General features: G+C 48.1%; 22 protein-coding genes. 12 read left to right on the top strand and 10 right to left on the bottom strand.

All coding sequences use genetic code 11. The annotated features are described in order from the left end of the window. Window positions 1-488: 488 nt before the first annotated feature. The 6 genes from C7B65_RS11605 (at window position 489) to C7B65_RS11580 (ending at window position 4,116) form a co-directional block, all read left to right on the top strand. A complete protein-coding gene (locus C7B65_RS11605; RefSeq protein ID WP_073072075.1) occupies window positions 489-866 on the top strand; it encodes a GIY-YIG nuclease family protein in 378 nt (125 codons plus the stop codon). A 4-nt stretch (window positions 867-870) separates the two neighbouring features. After that, window positions 871-1,077: a hypothetical protein gene (locus C7B65_RS11600; RefSeq protein WP_073072073.1), complete on the top strand. Its 207-nt coding sequence runs from the start codon at window positions 871-873 to the stop codon at window positions 1,075-1,077. 364 nt (window positions 1,078-1,441) lie between these two features. After that, on the top strand, window positions 1,442-2,161 hold the full coding sequence (locus C7B65_RS11595; RefSeq protein ID WP_073072071.1) for a hypothetical protein: 720 nt from the start codon (window positions 1,442-1,444) through the stop codon (window positions 2,159-2,161). A 169-nt stretch (window positions 2,162-2,330) separates the two neighbouring features. Then, on the top strand, window positions 2,331-2,786 hold the full coding sequence (locus tag C7B65_RS11590; protein ID WP_073072069.1) for a GNAT family N-acetyltransferase: 456 nt from the start codon (window positions 2,331-2,333) through the stop codon (window positions 2,784-2,786). 110 nt (window positions 2,787-2,896) lie between these two features. Next, window positions 2,897-3,667: an Rpn family recombination-promoting nuclease/putative transposase gene (locus tag C7B65_RS11585; RefSeq protein WP_073072067.1), complete on the top strand. Its 771-nt coding sequence runs from the start codon at window positions 2,897-2,899 to the stop codon at window positions 3,665-3,667. Between the two features lie 269 nt (window positions 3,668-3,936). Continuing rightward, entirely contained in the window at window positions 3,937-4,116 is a 180-nt protein-coding gene (locus C7B65_RS11580) for a DUF104 domain-containing protein (protein ID WP_219898493.1), read from the top strand. Between the two features lie 151 nt (window positions 4,117-4,267). On the opposite strand, the gene C7B65_RS11575 is transcribed toward C7B65_RS11580, so the two are convergent. Further along, window positions 4,268-5,923: a Ppx/GppA phosphatase family protein gene (locus tag C7B65_RS11575; protein WP_073072065.1), complete on the bottom strand. Its 1,656-nt coding sequence runs from the start codon at window positions 5,921-5,923 to the stop codon at window positions 4,268-4,270. A 300-nt stretch (window positions 5,924-6,223) separates the two neighbouring features. On the opposite strand from C7B65_RS11575, the gene C7B65_RS11570 reads away from it, so the two are divergent. Together C7B65_RS11570 and C7B65_RS11565 are read left to right on the top strand one after the other, a co-directional pair. Further along, window positions 6,224-6,934 (top strand): sensor histidine kinase, encoded by a 711-nt coding sequence (locus C7B65_RS11570; RefSeq protein ID WP_181314384.1) that lies wholly within the window; start codon window positions 6,224-6,226, stop codon window positions 6,932-6,934. A gap of 8 nt (window positions 6,935-6,942) precedes the next feature. After that, complete coding sequence (locus tag C7B65_RS11565) at window positions 6,943-7,842, top strand: 4-hydroxybenzoate solanesyltransferase (RefSeq protein ID WP_073072061.1); 900 nt, start codon at window positions 6,943-6,945, stop codon at window positions 7,840-7,842. On the opposite strand, the gene C7B65_RS11560 is transcribed toward C7B65_RS11565, so the two are convergent. The 5 genes from C7B65_RS11560 to C7B65_RS11545 form a co-directional block, all read right to left on the bottom strand. Beyond that, entirely contained in the window at window positions 7,816-8,019 is a 204-nt protein-coding gene (locus tag C7B65_RS11560) for a hypothetical protein (protein WP_073072059.1), read from the bottom strand. The two genes, C7B65_RS11565 and C7B65_RS11560, sit on opposite strands and share 27 nt — an antisense overlap. Before the next feature lie 3 nt (window positions 8,020-8,022). Then, a complete protein-coding gene (locus C7B65_RS11555; protein WP_073072057.1) occupies window positions 8,023-8,496 on the bottom strand; it encodes a type II toxin-antitoxin system VapC family toxin in 474 nt (157 codons plus the stop codon). 158 nt (window positions 8,497-8,654) lie between these two features. After that, entirely contained in the window at window positions 8,655-8,852 is a 198-nt protein-coding gene (locus tag C7B65_RS11550; RefSeq protein ID WP_073072056.1) for a type II toxin-antitoxin system HicB family antitoxin, read from the bottom strand. Between the two features lie 157 nt (window positions 8,853-9,009). Then, window positions 9,010-9,399: a hypothetical protein gene (locus C7B65_RS27385; protein WP_073072054.1), complete on the bottom strand. Its 390-nt coding sequence runs from the start codon at window positions 9,397-9,399 to the stop codon at window positions 9,010-9,012. Window positions 9,400-9,555: 156 nt separating this feature from the next. Then, window positions 9,556-10,842 carry a Glu/Leu/Phe/Val family dehydrogenase gene (locus C7B65_RS11545; RefSeq protein ID WP_073072052.1) on the bottom strand — a complete coding sequence of 429 codons (1,287 nt, stop codon included), beginning with the start codon at window positions 10,840-10,842 and terminating at the stop codon, window positions 9,556-9,558. A 180-nt stretch (window positions 10,843-11,022) separates the two neighbouring features. Here C7B65_RS11545 and C7B65_RS11540 point away from each other — a divergent pair, with 180 nt between their 5' ends. Next, window positions 11,023-11,643 (top strand): DUF4126 domain-containing protein, encoded by a 621-nt coding sequence (locus C7B65_RS11540; RefSeq protein WP_073072050.1) that lies wholly within the window; start codon window positions 11,023-11,025, stop codon window positions 11,641-11,643. 68 nt (window positions 11,644-11,711) lie between these two features. On the opposite strand, the gene hemH is transcribed toward C7B65_RS11540, so the two are convergent. Continuing rightward, window positions 11,712-12,959, bottom strand: coding sequence for a ferrochelatase (gene hemH / locus C7B65_RS11535; protein WP_425320465.1), 1,248 nt, complete (start codon window positions 12,957-12,959; stop codon window positions 11,712-11,714). A 133-nt stretch (window positions 12,960-13,092) separates the two neighbouring features. Here hemH and C7B65_RS11530 point away from each other — a divergent pair, with 133 nt between their 5' ends. Further along, window positions 13,093-14,271, top strand: a complete 1,179-nt coding sequence (locus tag C7B65_RS11530; RefSeq protein WP_073072048.1) for a site-specific integrase — start codon at window positions 13,093-13,095, stop codon at window positions 14,269-14,271. A 186-nt stretch (window positions 14,272-14,457) separates the two neighbouring features. Beyond that, on the top strand, window positions 14,458-15,090 hold the full coding sequence (locus tag C7B65_RS11525) for a class I SAM-dependent methyltransferase (RefSeq protein WP_073072047.1): 633 nt from the start codon (window positions 14,458-14,460) through the stop codon (window positions 15,088-15,090). Window positions 15,091-15,362: 272 nt separating this feature from the next. Here the strand turns inward: C7B65_RS11525 and C7B65_RS11520 are convergent, their stop codons facing one another. The 3 genes from C7B65_RS11520 to gatB form a co-directional block, all read right to left on the bottom strand. Continuing rightward, window positions 15,363-15,917 carry a P-loop NTPase family protein gene (locus C7B65_RS11520; RefSeq protein ID WP_073072045.1) on the bottom strand — a complete coding sequence of 185 codons (555 nt, stop codon included), beginning with the start codon at window positions 15,915-15,917 and terminating at the stop codon, window positions 15,363-15,365. 4 nt (window positions 15,918-15,921) lie between these two features. Continuing rightward, entirely contained in the window at window positions 15,922-17,268 is a 1,347-nt protein-coding gene (gene argJ / locus C7B65_RS11515) for a bifunctional ornithine acetyltransferase/N-acetylglutamate synthase (RefSeq protein WP_073072043.1), read from the bottom strand. A 274-nt stretch (window positions 17,269-17,542) separates the two neighbouring features. Next, a complete protein-coding gene (gene gatB, locus C7B65_RS11510; RefSeq protein WP_073072041.1) occupies window positions 17,543-19,027 on the bottom strand; it encodes an Asp-tRNA(Asn)/Glu-tRNA(Gln) amidotransferase subunit GatB in 1,485 nt (494 codons plus the stop codon). Window positions 19,028-19,171: 144 nt separating this feature from the next. Between gatB and C7B65_RS11505 the strand changes: the two genes are divergently transcribed. After that, the gene (locus C7B65_RS11505; protein WP_073072040.1) at window positions 19,172-20,767 is read left to right on the top strand and encodes a serine/threonine phosphatase; all 1,596 of its coding nucleotides are present in this window, start codon (window positions 19,172-19,174) and stop codon (window positions 20,765-20,767) included. The last annotated feature ends 5 nt before the right edge of the window (window positions 20,768-20,772 follow it).

The following is a 20,772-nucleotide window of genomic DNA, read 5'->3' as shown; positions in this document are numbered from 1 at the left end:
GGTGCTGTAGTTGTTGTATTTACAGCGTATTACCGGAGAGCTTTTTTACGCTTCACCTGACTTTTAAAACACCCTCTTAGACTTGGAGCCAACCTTGATTAAATCCCACCCCAACTATCCAACCCTTTGTGACTACGGCATTATCGCCGCCTAAATTTGTCCGAAGTGTTGAGGCAAAGCTAACTTTGATAAAATGGCTCGATCCTGGAACTACAAGCCCTGAAAGCCTTGTGGAACCGTTCAAAAAACTGTCCGGACTATTGAAAGAAGAGACTTTGCAATTAGGAAAGAAATACTTTGGGAGTCAGAAACAGCTTCAAATCAAGAAGTTAATACGAAGGAAGTAGAATATATTTTGCTATTTAGAGCGAACGACCCTAGCATCGGCTATAATCAACGACCTAAATTCAATGGCTAGAAACTCCAACAAATGCTTACTCTGAGTCCACATAGGAATATAATTTTGTGCGGTCAAATTTCTGATTCCCATGTCAATAAGTGATTCTGAGTTGCAAGCTCAAGCCCAAAATATTCTAGATGCGATCGCGTTCACCCCTTTTGAGCAGTGCCAACTATTAAGCCGTGAGTTTAGTAGTATTCCTGCGCGTCCTGGTATTTATGCAATTCGGCACAAAACTGATGGGTTGCTCTATATCGGTAAAACAAAGAGTTTACGCGGTCGCTTTAGTGGTGGGCATAAAGCTTTTTTGTGGGCTTGGCTCGACAAGTACAACGACGAAGATGTGCGGATCGCAGTACAGGTCATTTCGCATTGGGGAAACCCCGCGCTACTATTGGAGCTAGAAGCCATTATTCTAAGAGCGACTGAACCCCCTTACAACGCCCAGATTCCCACTGAAAGGTGATGCTATGCAAGCCAAACTCCAAGAGCAACTTTCTCCGGCTGATGCTGAAGTCATTTTAGGGCGATTGCCTGAGCGAATTCGGAAGGCTCTGGTTGAACATGCTGCTGAAATTGAGTATCCCATTGAAGCAGTGATTGAGATGGCGATCGCAAGCTTTCTAGACACAGAGGCATTGGGTTTTACAGATTGCAAACCAGGACGGGGGCAATAGCGCGGTCTAACAACCCCCTTGCAGCGGACGGGCACAATTCTTCTGTGCTGAGTTCAGTTCTTTGCCGCCGCTGAAGGGGAACGTTAGATCGACAGCGCCATTTAGTTCACTTGTACTGTATGCTAAAATTTTCGTGACGCTACGATCTAACTAGCGTTGGAGCCGACAACCGAATTTGCATTCTTCGTCAGTGAGCAGAACCGCTTGCGGTTGCGGCTCAACTAAGTTATGCCGCCTGAGATATTGGCTAAGGCAGTAGTTTGAAAGTTGTGCGTAAAGTGCGATTGTTAGACCCTTTCCGAAATTTCCGCAGTGATAGTTGAAGCATGAGATATCCCATTCAATACATGGAGTTAAGAGCTTTATGCCTGAGCAGTCCCTCAACCGAGATGAGTTTCTTGACCAAGCATTTAAGAAGGATGAACTCCAATGCATTCTTGAGGAGTACAAGAGTCTGCGTGCAGAGGCGCAAGCCCGTATGGGTCACCGCGTCACTTTATTAACATCTAGTACTGCTACAGCAGGTGTTCTGCTTGGTCTTGCATTGAATATTCTCAACAGCAACACAACAAATGCCAGATATAGTACAGAAATTCTTTTGCTTGTGCCTTTGACAACATCCTTATTTGGACTGCTAACGACTTATCATACCGCTCTTATTTACGACATGGCAGATTATCTTAAGTTGCTTGAGATCCGTGTCAATAGAGTATACCCGCTAGTAATGGGTTGGTATGCAAGTTCAAATGGCAGCCAGTTTCCAAAGATTTTTTGGATATGGCATCTTCCGATGATGCTTATTACTCTGGCTCCTTCAACCGTTGCAGTTTTATTGTTTTTTTTATGTGATCCAACTTGGAATGCCCAAACATTAGTTTTATTTGTGATTGACTCAATATTGCTCTTCTACTTTGTAACAGAGTATCTCAGCAAGGTATGGAAAAGAAAAACTTACCGCCATGAAACTACGAGAAAATGGGCTACACAAATGCATGAAAGAGGTCTCCTACCAGATGATAGATTTGTTGCATATGGTGCAGGCTTATTAGAATCAGCACCAAATAAGAGAAAATTGAAGAGGTGACTTAATCTGCTGGGTTTGAGAATCATTTCTGCAAGCGCGGCGGCACAACAACCCGGCTGGAGCGGACTGAAGAGAGATCTCGGTGAGGATGAAAAGGTTACTTGCAACCGCTCAGCCGGAACGTTATGCCGCCATTATGGAGCGTTCTAGAAAGTGACACTTTGAAGTGATGGAAAACATCATACGAGCCTTGTCTGAGGATGCTGCGACTATTCTCGAATTGCAAAAGCTGGCATACCAGAGCGAAGCGCAACTATATAGCGACTTTCGCATTCCACCCCTGATACAAACCCTAGACGAGTTGAAAAGAGATTTCGCTTATAAAGTTTTCTTGAAAGCTCAAGTTGAGGACAGAGTTGTAGGCTCAGTCAGAGGGTATCAAGCAGGAGATACTTGCTATGTCGAACGGCTTATTGTTCATCCTGATCATCAAGGGCACGGCATCGGTACGGCGTTAATGAATCAACTCGAATCACGTTTTGAGCAGGTGCATCGGTTTGAACTGTTCACCGGAGATAAGAGCGATCGCAATATTCAGCTTTATGAGCGGCTTGGGTATACGGTTTTCAAGAGCCAAGAAGTAAACAAGAAATTGTCGTTTGTGTTCATGGAGAAACACAAATGAGATGACTGTGCGTCAAAATCGTTGAATCGCGATCGCTCCGCAACAATCATTCATCAAACTTTGGATTTACTCAAAATCAGATTCGCGTAGTCAGTTGTAAAATCTCCTGCATGTATGATGATACCTGCCGATTCCTTGCTGAACACTTCTCAGCCGATTTCGCTAGTTGGCTCCTGGGAGAATCTGTCACCCTGACAGAAATCAAACCTTCTGAACTCTCCCTCGATCCCATTCGAGCCGATGCGATGATCCTGCTCCAGTCCGATGAATCCATCCTTCACATTGAGTTTCAAACTTTACCGAAGGAGGAAATCCCATTTCGGATGTTGGATTATCGGGTTCGGGGGAAGCGACGCTACAGAAATAAAACCATGCGACAAGTGGTGATCTACCTGAAGCCTACTACTTCTGAACTTGTTTATCAGACAGCCTATGTAATGGAACGCACTCGTCATGAATTTGATGTAATTCGACTGTGGGAGCAACCCCCCTCACTCTTTCTGCAATATCCTGGACTGCTGCCCTTTGCAGCACTGGGACGGACTGCAAATCCAGCGGAGACGTTACGCCAAGTGACTCAAATTGTAGATCAGATTGAAGAGTCAACGACACAGGCAAATTTGATGGCAGCCTCAGCAATTCTCGCTGGGTTAAGATTAGAGCAGGACGTAATTTATAGTCTAGTGCGGAGAGACATTATGCAAGAATCTGTGATTTACCGTTCGATTCAGGAAGAAACAGAAGCGAGAGCAAAACGCTCGATCGCACTCAACTTTCTACGAGAAGGCTTATCGGTTGAAACCGTTGCCCGCGGAACGGGCTTATCGATCGAGGAAGTCCGACAACTTCAACAGCAGATGAATGAGTCTGCACAAAACTAAACCTGAATCTGTGCGCGGGAAGTCGCTCCTGGAGACGCGGCCTAATGGGAATGCTATGCCGCCAATTCTCGGTAAGGGCGTAACACGCTATCTGTCGGTAGGTTAATTTGGCACAAGGTTGCTGGTAAGGTAGTGCTTTGCGGTTAATGGTGGGGCGATCGATTATGCTTAGAGGCATGGTTAAACAATCAGCATGGAGCTTTCCCTATGCCTCAACCTCTGAAAGCAATTTACCGTAATGGTACATTTTTCTTCAATCAGCTTTTGAATTGCCTGAAGGGACTGAGGTTGAGTTATTAATTCAGTCTCCTCAAGTTGTGTCGCCGCCGGTTTCTGATCTAGAAGCCAAACAACGGTTTTTGAAATCGCTGGTTGAGCGAATGCAGCAAAACCCAATTCCGCTCAATGCTCCTCGGTTCACACGGGAAACGCTGTATGAACGCCGTTGACACTAACATCCTGATTTATGTCAATCCATTTAAAATTCCTTGAACCTGCACGGCGTAACAACCCGGTTGGAGCGGGCTAATCTGAGATCTTAATTTGGATGCAAAGGTTATTGGCAACCGCACAACTGCACCGTTCTGAGCAACTTTTTCGCTATTGAGACGTAAGGGACGATCGTAAAACAGGCACCAGCTTGATGCCATACTCCGTCTCAAAACTGTCCTTCTTATAGTCCAAGCTCCACAATTCTAGAGCGCAATCATCGATCGGCTGACGGCTGTCAATTAATAGACGCATGGCTTGCTGCTCTGGCACATATTCACACTGCACTGAGAGAATTGCGCCAATCTGTCGGCGATCGAGCGCGACTGCCAGCCGCAATAAAGGACTTAGCTGCTCGACAATTTTGCGATGCTTTTTGCTAGTCAGGTTGCGATAACCTTCGTGACGTTTTTTGGGATTGCTTTTGCGATGATAGCGGGCCAGGTTAGCGATCGCTTCAATCTCGATCTCGGTGTAACCCAACAACTCAGCGTGACGAATTAAATAATAAGAGTGTTTGTGATGAGACGAATGCCCAACGTGATGCCCACAGTTGTGCAAAATTGCTGCCGCCCAGAGCAACTCGCGCGCTTCGCCACCCCAGCTGTGCAACACGCCTTGAGTCTGATCAAATAAACTCAGCGCAAACTCGGCAACCCGTTGGCTGTGGTCTAAATTAACTTGATATTTTTGAGCCGTTTTCAACACGCTACGCTGACGAACCGAACTTTGATAGCGCAACCGATCTTCAATCAGTCCGTGAGCAAGCATCCAATCGACCACCACACCTTCTCGCAGCGATCGCTCACAGATCACGATCGAGTCGGTGCCCAGCAGCGTCATCGCTTCTTGCAAAATCAGCGCCCCAGCCAAAATAATTTCTGCCCGCCGATCGTTCATGCCGGGAATTAAGAGGCGATCGGCGTAGCTAAGTTTTCGCAAACGATTGACCCACTCGCGTAGGTCTTTGAGACTAAACTGATAGCCATTGAGCGGCGCAGGCACCGTCCCGAATTTGTCGCGAGAGTGCAAAATCGCCAGGGTTTCGATCGTGCCAGAGGTGCCCACCATACGCGGACATTCGCCGGGTTTAAGCTGCGATCGCAACTCGTCGATCGGGCGCTCCCACATGCCCCGAATATAGGCTTGCAGTTGCTGAAACTCTACATTGCTGATCGGATCGGTGGTGATCAACTGCGAGGTGAGGCGCACGGCTCCAACTTTGGTGCTGCTGAGAGTGCGAGGTTCGTGCCCGTCGCCCAAAATCAACTCGGTCGAGCCACCGCCGATATCAATGATGATGTGGGGCTGATTGTCGAACTTCATGCCCGACAAAACACCCAGATAAATTCTTCGAGCTTCTTCGGTGCCCGAAATCAGATTCACCCACAGACCCAGTTCATCTTCGACTTGCTGCAAAAATTCTTGCCCGTTGGGGGCTTCTCTCACCGCACTAGTCGCCACTGCGATGATTTGCTCTGCATTCAAGCTTTTGGCAATATCTTGACATCGTTTAAGCGCCACGATCGCCCGTTGCATCGCCTCTGGAGTTAACCGCCCGGTTTGCTTGCAGCGATCGCCCAGACGCACAGTTGTTTTATTTCTCTCAATGACTGTAAAAGCAGGAAGCGACGGCTGAATCTGCGTCACGACCATGTGAATTGAGTTGGTTCCGACATCGATCGCGGCGAGAATGCGCGCTCGATCGACGGTTGGGGTTGAACTGTTCACCAGCGTTTCTTTAAATTTGGCGGTTGAATCAAGCATGGGAGGGACGATCAAAGGGAACCCAACGTTAAACAAGTCTTTGAAAAAATCGAGAAACTACCCAGATTAGAGAACGAAGAAACCGTAGAGCAGTTCCTCGATCTGTAAAGTGACAGCCTGATCTTAAGGGTTCTTGGACTTAGTTTTTACACCAATTTCTTGAACAGAAAATCCTGCTTGAAATCTAGGTAGATGAAGGACACGCTGTAAAGAAAAAGTAATCGATCGCGTAGATTTGTAACATAATGTAAATAGTCAGATGGTGAAGCTTTTTTGACCCACAATAATCTCGATTCAACCTTGACTCAGACTCTTCTTGAAGACAAAAAACTGCTTCAGCAGCAGGTTGAAGACCAAACCCAATTTATTCATCTGCTGTTGCACCAGCTTGCAACTCCGCTCACGTCTCTGCAAGGCTCGGTGCAGTTGTTGGGCGAAGATCTGAACGTAGACCAGCGCCAAGAGTTTTTAGATCTCGTTCAGCAGCAAGTCCAGCATCTTCAAGACCTGCTTCAAAGCCTGGTTGCGCTTCGAGATCTTGAAGCGGGGATGTTAGCCCGTCCGATCGCGTTTTGTCTGAGCAGCCTAGTCGAAGAAGTGAGGAGCAAATTCCACAGTCCTTTAATCACTAATCACATTCAGGCATTACCAGATGTGTGGGGCGATCGCTGGCAAGTGTCCCAAATCTTAACTAACCTTCTGTCGAATGCGATCAAATATTCGCCTGCTGATTCAGCGATCGAGATTGGTGCAACCCCCAATTCTGAAGGTTTTGTCGAAGTGTGGGTGCGCGATCACGGCTTAGGCATTCCGGCAGATGCCCAGGCGCGGCTGTTTGAGCGGTTTTATCGAGTCCGCCATCACGATCGCGCCAACATTTCTGGCACGGGGTTGGGGCTATCTCTGTGTAAACTACTGGTAGAAAACCAGGGCGGACACATTGGCTTTGAGTCTGTCCACGGCGAAGGAAGCCGATTTTATTTCACGCTGTTGATTGCCCAACCTGCCTAAAAATGTCCATGCTGCCCGACTCTGAACAGAATTTATCTCCTCAATCTACCTGGCTCTCGATCGTGCGTCTGCTGCGATGGGATAAGCCTGAAGGACGCTTGATTCTGATGATTCCGGCACTTTGGGCAGTCTTTCTAGCCGCACGCGGAACGCCTCCCGGCCCGTTGGTTGGAATCATTATTTTAGGAACTCTGGCAACGAGCGCGGCAGGCTGTGTGATCAACGATTTGTGGGATCGCGATATCGATCCGCAGGTGCAACGCACTCGCAGCCGCCCTTTGGCATCTCGTGCGCTCTCGGTCAGAGTCGGGCTAGTTGTGGCCTTAGTAGGATTTGTCTGTGCTTATAGTCTGGCATCTTATCTAAATCCGCTAACGTTTTGGCTGTGTGTCGCTGCTGTGCCGATTATTGTTTTGTATCCCGGTGCGAAACGAGTTTTTCCGGTGCCGCAGTTGGTGCTTTCGATCGCGTGGGGCTTTGCAGTCTTAATTAGTTGGAGTGCGGTCAGTTGCTCGGCGGTTCCGGCTGCGACTGCCTGCTTGGGACGCGAAACCTGGCTGCTGTGGGGTGCGACGGTTCTGTGGACGCTGGCGTTTGATACGGTCTATGCGATTCCCGATCGAGACGACGATCGCCGCATTGGGATCAACTCAAGCGCGCTATTTTTTGGCAAATTTGCCCCGCAAGCGATCGCGGTTTTTTATACGGGCACGATCGTATTATTGGCAAAGCTGGGCTTAGTAATGCAGCTTCAGTGGACGTTTTGGATCGCGTTGGGGGTGGCAGCGATCGCGTGGAGTTGGCAATATTACAATCTTTCTCGTGGCGGTTTGCCTCACTCACCTGCGCTCAGATTAGATGTCGTAGTCGGCTGTATTCTGTTAGCTGGGATGATCGCGGGAATCTAAGATGGGATCAGAAGGTGCTGTTGGAATGCGCTTTGGCGACAAGTTGACAATTTTTCTTCCACCCTCTGCTTGCTTTTTCTGCCAATCTGCAAACATCGCATCTAAATCGTAATTAAATGACTTGGCGTGTTCTTCACGAACTTTGTAGATCTCATCGAGAATCTCATTCTGCAACATAGCTCAATCTCCTAATAGTTCGTAAGGAGTACAAATTATTGGTAGCTGGTATCCAAAATCAAGGCTGATTTCCGTAAGCTTTCTCTGAATTTGAGCGTTCGCAATGTGCTTGCAGTTCCACGTTAGCAGGTAATCTAACCCGTGAACAGTTGCTGCTGCGATATGAGCGGCATCATCGGAGGCTTTAGGAGGAAGATTGCTTCGGGTAAGAAACTGCGCTGACAGATTTCGTACAGCTTGATTGAGTTCTACCAAAGGAATTTCATTGAGGATATTGAGGCGTTGAGCCGCTATTTCCGTGTCTCCTCGTGCCACCTCATCTAAAACCACTTGGGAAATGTAAAGTGTGAATTCACTCCTGCGAGATTCCCACCACTTTTTTGTGACCTCTGTGTTGGCTGCCAAGATCAAGTCCCTAGTCGATCGGGCTGTGAGGTAGCCTAGGATACTGGTTTCGATATAAACAGTTTCACTCATCAGAGCAACAAAGTTTGGTTTTCAGAACCAGAATACTCTACTTCAGATTCTGGTCTACCTGACTTCTGTAACCGATGATGTATGAGAACCGATCCTGGTTGCTTTGCCACCAATTTTTATTACTTTATGGATTTGAGAGACTCAGCCTTCAAGCAATTTTAGAAATCGTTCATCCCCTCGATCGTGAGCGGCATTCCTCGCTCTGCGCGAATTTGCAAACAAGCAGTAATTGCATCTTGAATGTTAGTAAGTGATTCTTCCTTGGTTTTTCCTTGATTCACACAACCAGGGATGTCTAGACATTCGGCAATCCAAACACCATCTTCATCTTGGTTAAGGGTTACATTGAATTTCATAAGAGTTCCTTAAACACGATTTTATATCGTTTACATCTCATGATAGATGCTTAAGGAGGTTCGTGAGGAGTTCAAAAACTTGCTCTAAAAGCCTGAGTTTTCGTAGTTAGGTTGCATCCAGTCATCAAACAAATGATAAAGCTACTCTACGACCTTATCAACTCATATAAACCTTACTGCCACACAACGGACAGACACCGTGTTTCAAGTTTGAGCGTACTGCTATTCCACATTGCTGACATTCGCCAAATTGGCAGAATCCCCAGTCTATTGCTGGTACATTTTCTCCACACTCTTCTCTGTCAACATGAGCAATTGCCTCAATTTTATAAGCTCCCCAATGTTTTGGTTCTCCTTTACCATTCTCCAAAAGACTTGACGCAGTACCTAGAAAAAAGCAGTTCTTATTGTACTCATCTTCTTCAGGGTTCGGTCTGCGAACTTGAAAAACAGCGAACAAAATATCACGCAGTTCACGATCAGAACATCGTGAAAGATACCCTACTATCTTCTTCCTTTCGTTTTCCGGCATTAACCAAGCCCACATTTAGGTTACTGATTTACAAATACATCCCGAAAACACGATTAACCTCCTCCTAGCCAATCTTGCGCTAACTTGGCCTTAAACATTAACAGGATAGTAGAAGAAGCTGAAGGTCTCGCAACACATTGATCGCTAAACAGTCCAGCCAACACGCGATCGCTAATGGGTGTTGTAATAGGCGCGTGTGCCTTTGGCATCGATCGCTTCTCCCAATCGATTTAAAGCATGAATATAAGCCGCCGTTCGCATTGAGACAGACAGATTGTGCGCGATCGCCCACACTTGTTCGGTTTCCTCAATCATTTTGCGCTGAAGACTTTGATTGACTTCGCTTAAAGTCCAATACATACCGTTGCGATTTTGCACCCACTCAAAATAGCTAACGGTGACTCCGCCAGCGTTGATTAAAATGTCTGGAAACACATAAATTCCGCGTTGTTCTAAAATCAAATCAGCCGTTGATGTGATTGGACCATTTGCGACTTCAAAGATTAGTTTTGCGTTGATATCTTTGGCGTTAGCTTCTGTGATTTGTTTTTCTAACGCAGCAGGAATCAGCACATCGACATCTAGCGTTAATAATTCTGCATTCGTGAGAACTTGGTGATCGGCGATGCTGCACACACTGCTATCGCAATAAACCGCTTTAATGCCTCGCGTCGCATCTTTGACCTGCCGAATGCTCGGAATATCCAGCCCGTTTTTGGAATAGATGCCGCCCTGCGAGTCGCTCACAGCAACGACTTTGTAGCCCGATCGATGCAGCAATTCTGCCAGCGTCGCCCCGGCATTTCCAAACCCTTGCACGGCAACGGTGGTGGATTGGGGAACGCGGTCGAACTTCGGTAGAATCGTTTCGATCGCAAAAAATGCACCCCTTGCCGTTGCCGCATCTCGCCCCAAACTGCCGCCCATCGTGATTGGCTTTCCGGTCACGACACCAGGGCTGATCTGTCGCTTAATGATGCTGTATTGATCCATCATCCAGCCCATGATCATTGAGTTGGTGTAGACATCAGGAGCCAAAATATCAACATCGGGCCCAATAAAGTCTGCGATCGCGTCAATATAGCCTCGACTCAGCCGCTCTAATTCCAGTCGAGAAAGCGCTTTTGGATTGACCGTAATACCGCCTTTTGCGCCACCAAACGGCAAACTTAACGCCGCACATTTAAACGTCATCCAAAACGCCAGCGATTGCACTTCGTCAAGCGACACGTTGGGATGATAGCGCACGCCGCCTTTTCCTGGCCCGCGAGTGTCATCATAGCGAACTCGATAGCCTTGAAACATCTTCAGCGATCCGTTATCCATTCGCACTGGAATCGAAACCGTCAAACTAGCTTTGGGAAACTTGAGCGACTCGATCGCATCTTCAGAGATGGAGGTGTGCTTTAGTGCTCTTTCTAGCGGTTGTGCCGCATCAGATAGGAGAGAATCAGCCATAGGATTTGTCTTTGCCCTTGTCTTGAGAAGCCTGTGCAAAAATGACGATATCCCTTCAAGCAGATTCGCTTTGCCCCGATCTCATCTTCCTCCTGAAACTGCCCTTCTTGTAGATGTCGTTTTAGAAGTTTACGATTCGTCAGCAACTCTGCTTAACAATCCCTACCTGATTAAGTTGCCATGTTAGAACTTCTCCTAGCCGTGCTCTCGGCTTCGGCAGCAGCAGGAATGAGAATTGCTTTACCTCTACTGGTGATTGGGTTGCTCTCTGGAAGCAATGCGTGGACGCACGTCCCCCTGTTAAACCGGGTGTCGCCGCCAATTATGTTAGGCATTTTGGTCAGTTGGTCGCTGGTAGAAGTGTTTGCCTCAAAAAACCGTCTCGGACAACGAGTGTTGCAAGTGGTGCAACTGCTGCTCAGTCCTTTGGTGGGAGCTTTGATGGGGATGGCGATCGCCCAGGCAACCGATGTTTCTCCCTGGCTGGTCGGGATATTGGGAGGCGTGGGCGGACTGCTGGCGTTTGTGCTAAAACTCGTCCAGGTGGGATGGTTTTACCGCTTGCAGGGCTTACCCCTGTGGCTGATTTTCGTTCAGGATGCTTTGTGCGTTTGCTTGGTAGTGTTTGCTTTTGATGCCCCAAGAGAGGGAGGAATTGTTGCCCTACTGCTTTTGTGGTTGGCAATTCGCAGTTCTCAGGCTTGGCGGCGTTGGCAAAAACACGATGAACGATCGGGCAAGTCAATGCAGCGAGACTCCTTGCCAAACGAGGAATCTCGTCAGTTGCGCGATCGTGACTAAAAAATAATGGGGACTCTAAATTTAGAATCCCCACTAGGTAAATTTATTGATAGCTTGAGCGATCGTGCTTAAAGAAGTCCAAATGCGTGTAAAGGCCCGCGACCCGTCAGCATCTCTATAATCAGAGCGATCAAGCCAATCATCGCCACCCGACCATTCCAAACCTCAGCAGACGTGGTGAGACCCCACTGCCAGCTTTCTTGAGGATACATCTTGACATTCTTTCCAGGATGCACAACATCGGCAAATTTTACTTCTGGGGCATTGAGCGCATTGACGACCAAAGTTGCCAAATCGTTAATAAACACCGGGTGAATATTTAAAGCTGGAACTCGGCTGAATCGCTCGATCCCGGCTTCTTCGGCGACTTCCCGATATTCCATGTCGATTTCTTGCAGCGTCTCAATGTGTTCTGAGACAAAGCTCAAGGGCACGACTACCAGATCTTGAACGCCTTTCTCAGCCAGTTCTTTGATGGCATCCTCGGTGTAAGGTTTGAGCCATTCGACCGGGCCAACTCGACTCTGATAGGCCAGCGTGTAGGCGTTTGGTCTGCCAAGACGCTGCATAATCAACCGCGCACATGCTTCGATTTCGCGCTGATAAGGGTCGCCCACTTCTTCAACATAGCTGACCGGAACGCCATGAGCGCTAAAGAAAACGTGAGCCTGATCTGGGTTGGGCAACTGATCAATCTGTTGAGCGATCAGATCTGCCATTGCCTCTAAATATCCTGGGCTGTCATACCAAGATGGAATGACGGTGTATTTGATCTGCTGCAACGCTGGGTCTTTCGCCCACAAGTCTTCTAGCAAGCGGAAACTGGAGCCACTGGTGCTAATCGAAAAGTGAGGATAGAGAGGCAAAACGACTAAACGATCGACTCCATCGCGTTTAATCTGCGCGACAGCTTCTTCGGTAAATGGGTGCCAATAGCGCATCCCAATATAGACATTGGTGTCTTGCCCGTGTTTTTGTAACTCCTGCTGGAGTGCCTGTGCCTGCTCTTCGGTAATGCGCCGCAATGGAGAGCCGCCGCCGATTTGCTGATAGTTTGCCTGTGACTTTTTTGCCCGCGAGGTTGAAATTAGCCATGCCAAAGGACTTTGCAGCCAGGGAAACGGGAGGCGGATAATTTCCGGGTCAGAAAATAAATTATAGAGAAAGGGACGAACATCTTCTAATCGATCGGGCCCGCCCAAGTTAAGTAATAAAACGCCTACTCGACCCATGGCTACTAAAAGTTCCTTAGAGTTCTCAGCTTCGTTACTGATTTTAACAATAAAATCTTCATGAGTCTGACGAAAATCGGTCAATCTGTTTTGTGAAAAACATGATTTTTGATAGTTCCGACACAAAAGTTTAGCATTGTTGACATTTAATTCGACGGGATGAGCGTTAAGCCAATCATCCTCTAAAGTTGAGATCTTGTATTCAGATTAGTAGATCATGGCAGAGATAGATGTAATTTCTGCAAAAGCCTGCGAGGCGATCGATGGGCGCATTGCTCAACTCAATCAGCGCTTAAAAGTCGCTCAGATGGGGGTGCAAATTGAGCGACGGGGCATTAAGCTAAATTTGAGGGCGACGTTGCCGCCTCGCCCCGATAGTTTGCGGTTGCGCCCTTATCAGCAGCGTCTGAGTTTGGGTCTACCTGCAACCAATGCAGGGCTGAAGCAAGCTGAGCAAGAAGCAAAGATCATCGCGGCGCAGTTGATTCAAAACAGTTTTGACTGGCAAAGTTATCTCACCTTTGGCGGCAAACGTCTGAGTCAGATGAACTTTTTAGAGCAGCTTCAGGCATTTGAGCAGGACTTTTTAGCACAGCCCAATCGCTTAATCAAACCCGGTTCTACTAAAACTACCTGGAACTCTGCTTACGCGCCTTATTTAAAAAAGCTGGCAGCGATCGCCGAGGCTCAACCCCATCTAACGATCGTGGAAGCCATTCACAAAACCATTCACTCAACTGAAATTAATTCTCGCAGTCGTCAAGTCTGCTGCACGGCATTGAGTGCTTTAGCAGAATTTCTCAATCTCAAACTTCCCACTGAGTTAAAGACATTTTGGGGTGGCTATGGCAACAGTCAAACCAAAGTCAGGCAGCTCCCAACTGACGAAGAAATTGTGGCAGTCTGGCAGACGATTCCTAACCCAGCGTGGCGTTTTGTCTATGGAGTCATGGCGACTTATGGGCTGAGAAATCATGAAGTCTTTTTTTGTGACTATTCAGCGTTAAGTCGAGATGAAACGATGATTCAAGTCTTGCCGACTACCAAAACTGGCAGCCATGAAGTTTGGGCGTTCTACCCAGAATGGATTGAAGAATTTGATTTGAAAAAGGGTGGTTTGCCGACGATCGAGACTGATCTCACAAAAACTACACTACAAACGGTCGGACAACGAGTAACGGCGCAATTTCGTCGCTATAGTGTGCCTTTTTCGCCCTATGATCTGCGCCACGCGTGGGCAGTGAGAACCATTCACTTCGGGTTATCAGACACCGTTGCAGCCAGAATGATGGGACATTCGGTGGCAGTTCACACGCGCACTTATCATCAGTGGATTAGTCGGCGCGATCAGCAGCAGGCCGTAGAAGCCGCGTTGAGTCGCAGAAATAAAGGATAGGTTGAAACAATAGACCTCCTGCGTGAATTCGGGAACGCCCCCTAAATCCCCCATTCTGGGGGACTTTGAAACCGCAAGTCTTCTCAAAGTCCCCCAGAATGGGGGATTTAGGGGGCACAAGCCGACCTAAGCGGAGCGAGATCTGAGAGAGCTTATATCGAGAATTTTATTCATGCAGGAGGTCTAATGGCAACGATTCTTCGAGATCTCAGTTATCAATATCAGTGGTTATATGATGGCATCTCGCGCGCTGCTGCGCTGGCAGTTGGTGGAGAATCGCGATTTCGACAGTTGGCATTGCAAGGGTTGCCGATCGCTCAAGACTCAAAAATCTTAGATTTGTGCTGTGGGAGTGGGCAAACGACTCAGGTTTTAGTGCAGCGATCGCGCCACGTTACAGGACTAGATGCCTCACCGCTTTCGATTAAACGAGCGAAGCAAAACGTGCCTCAAGCAGATTATGTAGAAGCCTTTGCTGAAGAAATTCCGCTTTCGGATAATGAGTTTGATTTAGTCCACACCAGTGCTGCAATGCACGAGATGGAAACCGAACAATTGCGTCAAATTTTGCAAGAAGTTTATCGAGTCTTAAAGCCTAATGGCTATTTCGCAATGGTAGATTTCCATGCGCCAACCAATCCGATTTTTGTGCCAGGATTAGCCGCTTTCTTTTGGTTGTTTGAGACAGAAACGGCGTGGCAATTCATTAAAACTGATGTAGCTGCTTTATTAACAGAAATTGGATTTCAGGTGAGCGATCGTACCCTTCATTCAGGTGGTAGTCTCCAGGTCATCCAAGCCCAAAAGCCGGCCTCGTAGTCCTCAAACAAATAACACGACAGAAGCGAACCTCTGCCGTGTTATTTGTTTGAGATAGGGTCAGCAGAAAAGCCGAAACTTTTCTAATAAAGGGTTCTGTATAGCCCAGCAAATAACTTACGTGGGGTGTGAAGAAGAAAGGGTAAAAGCTTCAGAAACTTGGAAGTAGTTTGATTTGTTTTCTTCGCAAGATTAATATACTCTGTTTTGGTGGCTCGATCGCTCTATCTTGAGAAATGCAGTTTCCTCACCCTTGAGATAGATTCTGCTTCCTAATTTTCGATTTTGCGGGATTGAGAAATCTCTTCTAACCAGCCTTGCGTCATTTTTGGAGAAGTCAATCTCACTTTTTTGAGGTGCGCGAATTCTGGTTGTTGAAATAGAGACAGATACCGTTTGCGATTTTTCCGATAAGTCTGCACTGCCCAAACAATCACCGAATCACGGCTCAAAAACGATTTCTGAAACGTCTCGCGGTTGCCATTACAGCAAGCTTCTCGCATCACAACCCGCCGAATGGTGCGGTTAATGATTTGACCGATCACGATCGGAAACGAATAATCGAGCCATACGATCGTGTCAGCGCGGCTCCAAACCAGCGGACGAATCTTGCTGTAGTTGCCATCCACAACCCAAGATTCACCGCTCAAAGCCTTCTCAACTCGCGATCGAAACACGTCGATCGGCGCTTCAGTCCAATTTGGCTCCCAGTGCAGGGCATCTAACTCGACATGAGGAATCGCCAACCGTTGAGACGTTTGACGCGCCAACGTGGTTTTGCCGGAGCCACTGGTGCCAACGATCGCGATTTTACAAAGTTCAGACATCGTTTTAGGTTGTGTATTCAGCGTTGATTTTCACGTAGTCATAGCTGAGATCACAGCCCCATGCTTGACCTATGCCTGACCCGTTGCCGATCGTGACCTCAATCATCACGGGATGACTGACATATTGAGTGTGGGGTATTCCTCGATCGAACGCCACCGGATGGTTTCCTTCCATCACAAGCAACTCGTTACTTATCTCAGCGCTCACCAGTGTGCCAGCAGGACGAGGCAGCGTACTCGCGTCAGCTTGTTGTTTGAGATAGTTACTGGCAGCCGCCCGATCGAAGGGTTGCGGTTGGCCATTTTGCATCATTAAGAAATCGCCCAATTTGATTTGCAAATGCTCTTGCTCAAACGGCACATCTGCCCGACCTGCCGCCGCCGAGATTCTGCCCCAATTAGGGTCGCGTCCAAAAATTGCCGCCTTGACGAGCGAAGAACCCGCAATCGTCTTTGCAACTCGCCGCGCCGAGGCATCGTCGATCGCGCCAGACACCTGCACCTCAATCAAACAGGTTGCCCCCTCGCCATCTCGTGCGATCGACTTCGCTAAATAGGTACACACTTCAGTCAGCATTGCTTCTAGCGTTTCTGCCTCTGCGCCCATTTCGGTGATCGCAGGAGTACGAGATTGACCATTTGCCAGAGCAATCAGCGTGTCATTCGTACTCGTGTCACCATCTACCGTAATTTGGTTAAAGCTCCGATCGGCGGCTCGACTCAGCATTTGTTGCCAGAGTTGAGGAGAAACGGCAGCATCGCAGGTCACAAACGACAACATCGTCGCCATGTTGGGGTGAATCATGCCTGATCCTTTAGCAATGCCGCCCACTCGGACAGGGCGATCGCCAATGATCGTTTCGAGAGCGATCGATTTGGTCACTAAGTCAGTGGTGCAGATCGCTTTCGCGGTAGCATCCGAGCCATTTTCATTCAGAGAAGCAACCAAGTTAGGAACCGCCGCCCGAATTGCTTCCATTTTGTTACGCTGCCCAATCACCCCAGTCGAAGCCAGCAGCACCAGATCTGAAGAGATAGTCAGCGCTTGAGCAATTAACTGAGCGCATTCCAGCGCATCCAGCATTCCTTGAGCGCCCGTTGCAGCGTTTGCCTGCCCAGCATTGCAGAGAATAGCGCGGGCGCTTTGCTTTGACTGCAAGCGCTCTTGGCAATAATCAACCACAGGCGCTTTAGTTTGACTGGTGGTGAATACACCTGCCGCGATCGCATCTACATCCGAGACAATCAGCGCCAGATCTGGCAAGCCTGAAGGCTTTAATCCGGCGATAATTCCGGTCGATCGAAAGCCTTTAGGTGCCGTCACCCCGCCTGAAATTTTCTGCCATGTCATGATATTGCCTCTCCTGTCCTGAGCTGTCTATGAGAGGCGATTATATCAAGCTCATGGCTTACCGTAAGTAACAGGTGTGTCGCTCTCTACAACAAAGCACTCACAAAAGACAAGAAAAAAGGGAGGGTCGCTTTACGACTCCCCCTGTCATCAGGGTGCATCTACTCAGCACAGTATGGCATTAAGGGGGTGAGGGGTGAAACCCCTTAAAGAACTTTTATACAAAATCATCGGCATTTTCGTCAAAAGTTCACAAAAGAATCAGAATTCTTCGTTAGCCGTTGAGTTTTTTTGCCAGGAGCTGATTGGTCATTTTGGGGTCGGCCCGTCCGCCCGTTTGTTTCATGACTTGACCGACAAAGAAGCCCAGAAGTTTTGTCTTACCACCGCGATATTGCTCAAGCTCTTTGGGGTTAGCTGCAATGACAGCCTCGATCGCCGCCTCGATCGCGCCACTATCTGAGATTTGCACCAAGCCCTCACGCTCGACAATCTCGTTAGGGGAGCCACCTTTGGTCAACAGTTCGGGCAAGATGTCTTTGCCAATTTTGTTGCTAATCGTGTTGGCATCGATTAAAGCCGTTAATTCAGCCAGCGCGATCGGAGTCAACGGAATCTCTTTGATGCTTTTGCGCTCGTTGTTGAGATAGGCGCTGATGTCGCCCATGATCCAATTAGCGGCTTGTTTGGGATTTGCTTTGGCAGCCACAGCCGCTTCAAAATATTCGGCGATGTCGCGATCGTCGGTCAACACCCGCGCATCATACGCCGAAAGTCCGAAGTTGGTCTCGTAGCGAGGACGCTTTTGATAAGGCAGTTCGGGTAACTCGCTGCGCCATTGTTCTAGCTGCTCTGAGGGAACTTCGATCGGCCCTAAATCTGGCTCTGGAAAATAGCGATAATCGCTGGAGCCTTCTTTAATTCGCATACTAATCGTGCGTTGCGTTCCTTCTTCCCACAAACGCGTTTCTTGAAGAATGCGCTCTCCGGTTTCGATCGCGTGAATTTGCCGCTCAATCTCGTGATCGATCGCACGTTGAATGGCGTTAAAGGAGTTCATGTTTTTGATTTCAACTTTGGTGCCAAACTCCTTTTGCCCGATCGGACGCACCGAAATATTCACATCACAGCGCAGCGAACCTTCTTGCATATTGCCGTCACTCACGCCCAGATAGCGCATGATTCGCCGCACCTCTTGAGCATATTCGGCGGCTTCTTGCCCCGATCGCAAATCCGGTTCTGAGACAATCTCAACCAGCGGAACGCCCGCCCGGTTATAGTCCACTAGCGAATAGGTCGAACCTGATAGACGATCGCTGCCTCCATGTACGAGTTTTCCGGCATCTTCTTCCATGTGCAGGCGCGTCACTCCAATTCTTTTACGAACCGGATTGCCGTCTGCATCTAAAAGCTCGATTTCGACCCAACCGTGTTCAGCGATCGGCAAATCAAATTGAGAAATCTGATAATTTTTGGGCAGGTCAGGATAGAAATATTGTTTACGATCGAACTTGCTATAAGGCGCAATCTGACAGTTAAGCGCCAGTCCGGCTTTGACCGCGTATTCCAACACTTTTTGGTTCAGCACAGGCAGCACTCCTGGCATCCCCATGCAAATCGGGTCAATGTGAGTGTTTGGCTCGGCAGTAAACTTGGCAGAACTGTCAGAGAAAATTTTAGTTTCGGTGCTTAACTGGCAGTGAGTTTCTAGCCCGATCACCGCTTCATATTGAGTTTTTGCTGGCGCAGCAGTCGTCATAAAGTCTCAAAAATAATATATCTGGGCAACTGAACTCCATTTTAACGCTTCCCAAACCTTGAGTGAATCTTTACAGAATCGGCGACTCAGAGAAATTCTGCGTAAGATTGGTAAGACTTCCCCATCGGAAATAGGAAGACCCGAATGCTTGTCTGTCCTCAGTGTCAGTTCGAGAACCCCAGTTCAAACAAATTTTGTCAAGAGTGTGGCACCTCTTTGGCTCAAGAAGCTTGTCTTGATTGCGATCGTCAGGTCGAGATCGACGTGCAAATTTATTTAACACTGCGATCGCAGCTTCACCAAGTCATTCCCCAGGTTTACGATGCTTGTGAATCAGAAGATATTCTCTTAGAAGATCGATCTCACCTCACGTTACTGATCGATTGCTTGCGTGACGATCATGCCTTATCGATGCCGCAAGTGTTGCACTGGTTTTATGAAATGGTCTCAACTTGGGAAGCGCTAGCCCCGTGGCAGTGTTGTCAGAGCTTGCTAGACACCCAAAACTTGCGAATTGATGAAGACCAGATGTTGTGTCTACAGAAATTGATGCAAGACCCCTTGCCTGCGCCATCGCTGCAAAACCTGGGCGAAACCTGGCGATTTCTGCTCGATCAACGCTCTCAGACTCAAATAGCAGCGCTGCATTTGCTGATTGCCGATCTGCAAATGGGTAAACTGATAACAACCGATGAGCTACGATCGCGCCTTGAAGCGATCGCTCACGAGATCCAAGCAAGTTTCACTGAAGTCGATATGATTCCTAACCCTCAAGATCTGCCAACCCCCGACCCGACAAGTGTTCCTCTAGAGAGCCTTGAGGATGAAGCTTCAGAAGCCGTTACCCTCCAACCCGAAGAAGAGGGCGACGACATGCCGACCATTGTCCTGCCGATGCAGTTGTTTAGCCTCGAAGACGCTGGGAGAACTGACATCGGAAGAACTCGCGATCACAACGAAGACTGTTTTGGCGTTGATACCCAGATCAAGAAAAATCAAACCCCGTCTAGCAGAACTGTTCGGGCACAGGGCTTATATATTCTTTGTGATGGCATGGGCGGACATGCCAGCGGTGAAGTTGCCAGTCGGTTAGCTGTAGACACCTTGTTGCACTATTTCCAAAATTATTGGCATGCCGATGCCGCTAACTCATCTGGGCTTCCGCCTCTGGCAGTGATTCGTGAAGCCGTGCAGTTAGCCAACCAAGCCATTTATGATGTCAATCAACAAAACGCTCGATCGGGCAGCGGCAGAATGGGCACTACGATGGTGCTGCTGCTGATTAAAAACACCGAGGCTGCCGTGGCTCACGTTGGAGACAGTCGCCTCTATCGCTATAGCCGCAAGGGAGGCTTAAAGCAAGTCACCGTCGATCACGAGGTTGGTCAGCGAGAAATTCAGCGCGGTATCGAAGCGACGATCGCCTATAGCCGCCCAGATGCCTACCAGCTTACGCAAGCGCTAGGGCCTCGCGACGAAAACTTTATCAGTCCTGATATTCAGTTTTTTGAACTCAACGAAGACATGGTGCTAATTCTCGCGTCTGATGGTTTGACAGACAACGATCTACTAGAAACGCACTGTGCAACCCATATTGACCCGCTAGTTAGCTCCCTGACTAACCTTGAGCAAGGCGTAAATCAACTGATCGAGCTTGCCAACCAATATAACGGTCACGACAACATTACAGCGATCGCCATCCGTGCCAAAGTCAGACCCAACCTAGAGCAACTTTGGTGAAAATT

It is taken from the genome of Phormidesmis priestleyi ULC007 (assembly GCF_003003695.1).
Taxonomy (GTDB): Bacteria; Cyanobacteriota; Cyanobacteriia; order Leptolyngbyales; family Leptolyngbyaceae; genus Phormidesmis_A; species Phormidesmis_A priestleyi_A.
The sequence above is the reverse complement of the archived record's forward strand: the minus strand, read 5'-3'. Positions and strand labels throughout refer to the sequence as shown.

What these genes read in the sequence shown, in the direction of transcription:
- gatB (WP_073072041.1), bottom strand. Translation starts at nt 19,027, where the DNA reads ATGACGACTGCTGCGCCAGCAAAAACTCAATATGAAGCGGTGATCGGG.
- argJ (WP_073072043.1), bottom strand. Translation starts at nt 17,268, where the DNA reads ATGACATGGCAGAAAATTTCAGGCGGGGTGACGGCACCTAAAGGCTTT.
- C7B65_RS11530 (WP_073072048.1), top strand. Translation starts at nt 13,093, where the DNA reads ATGGCAGAGATAGATGTAATTTCTGCAAAAGCCTGCGAGGCGATCGAT.
- C7B65_RS11545 (WP_073072052.1), bottom strand. Translation starts at nt 10,842, where the DNA reads ATGGCTGATTCTCTCCTATCTGATGCGGCACAACCGCTAGAAAGAGCA.
- C7B65_RS11560 (WP_073072059.1), bottom strand. Translation starts at nt 8,019, where the DNA reads ATGTTGCAGAATGAGATTCTCGATGAGATCTACAAAGTTCGTGAAGAA.
- C7B65_RS11575 (WP_073072065.1), bottom strand. Translation starts at nt 5,923, where the DNA reads ATGCTTGATTCAACCGCCAAATTTAAAGAAACGCTGGTGAACAGTTCA.
- C7B65_RS11565 (WP_073072061.1), top strand. Translation starts at nt 6,943, where the DNA reads ATGCTGCCCGACTCTGAACAGAATTTATCTCCTCAATCTACCTGGCTC.
- C7B65_RS11590 (WP_073072069.1), top strand. Translation starts at nt 2,331, where the DNA reads ATGGAAAACATCATACGAGCCTTGTCTGAGGATGCTGCGACTATTCTC.
- C7B65_RS11595 (WP_073072071.1), top strand. Translation starts at nt 1,442, where the DNA reads ATGCCTGAGCAGTCCCTCAACCGAGATGAGTTTCTTGACCAAGCATTT.
- C7B65_RS11605 (WP_073072075.1), top strand. Translation starts at nt 489, where the DNA reads ATGTCAATAAGTGATTCTGAGTTGCAAGCTCAAGCCCAAAATATTCTA.
- C7B65_RS11525 (WP_073072047.1), top strand. Translation starts at nt 14,458, where the DNA reads ATGGCAACGATTCTTCGAGATCTCAGTTATCAATATCAGTGGTTATAT.
- C7B65_RS11540 (WP_073072050.1), top strand. Translation starts at nt 11,023, where the DNA reads ATGTTAGAACTTCTCCTAGCCGTGCTCTCGGCTTCGGCAGCAGCAGGA.
- C7B65_RS11505 (WP_073072040.1), top strand. Translation starts at nt 19,172, where the DNA reads ATGCTTGTCTGTCCTCAGTGTCAGTTCGAGAACCCCAGTTCAAACAAA.
- C7B65_RS11550 (WP_073072056.1), bottom strand. Translation starts at nt 8,852, where the DNA reads ATGAAATTCAATGTAACCCTTAACCAAGATGAAGATGGTGTTTGGATT.
- C7B65_RS11555 (WP_073072057.1), bottom strand. Translation starts at nt 8,496, where the DNA reads ATGAGTGAAACTGTTTATATCGAAACCAGTATCCTAGGCTACCTCACA.
- C7B65_RS11520 (WP_073072045.1), bottom strand. Translation starts at nt 15,917, where the DNA reads ATGTCTGAACTTTGTAAAATCGCGATCGTTGGCACCAGTGGCTCCGGC.
- C7B65_RS27385 (WP_073072054.1), bottom strand. Translation starts at nt 9,399, where the DNA reads ATGTGGGCTTGGTTAATGCCGGAAAACGAAAGGAAGAAGATAGTAGGG.
- C7B65_RS11585 (WP_073072067.1), top strand. Translation starts at nt 2,897, where the DNA reads ATGTATGATGATACCTGCCGATTCCTTGCTGAACACTTCTCAGCCGAT.
- C7B65_RS11600 (WP_073072073.1), top strand. Translation starts at nt 871, where the DNA reads ATGCAAGCCAAACTCCAAGAGCAACTTTCTCCGGCTGATGCTGAAGTC.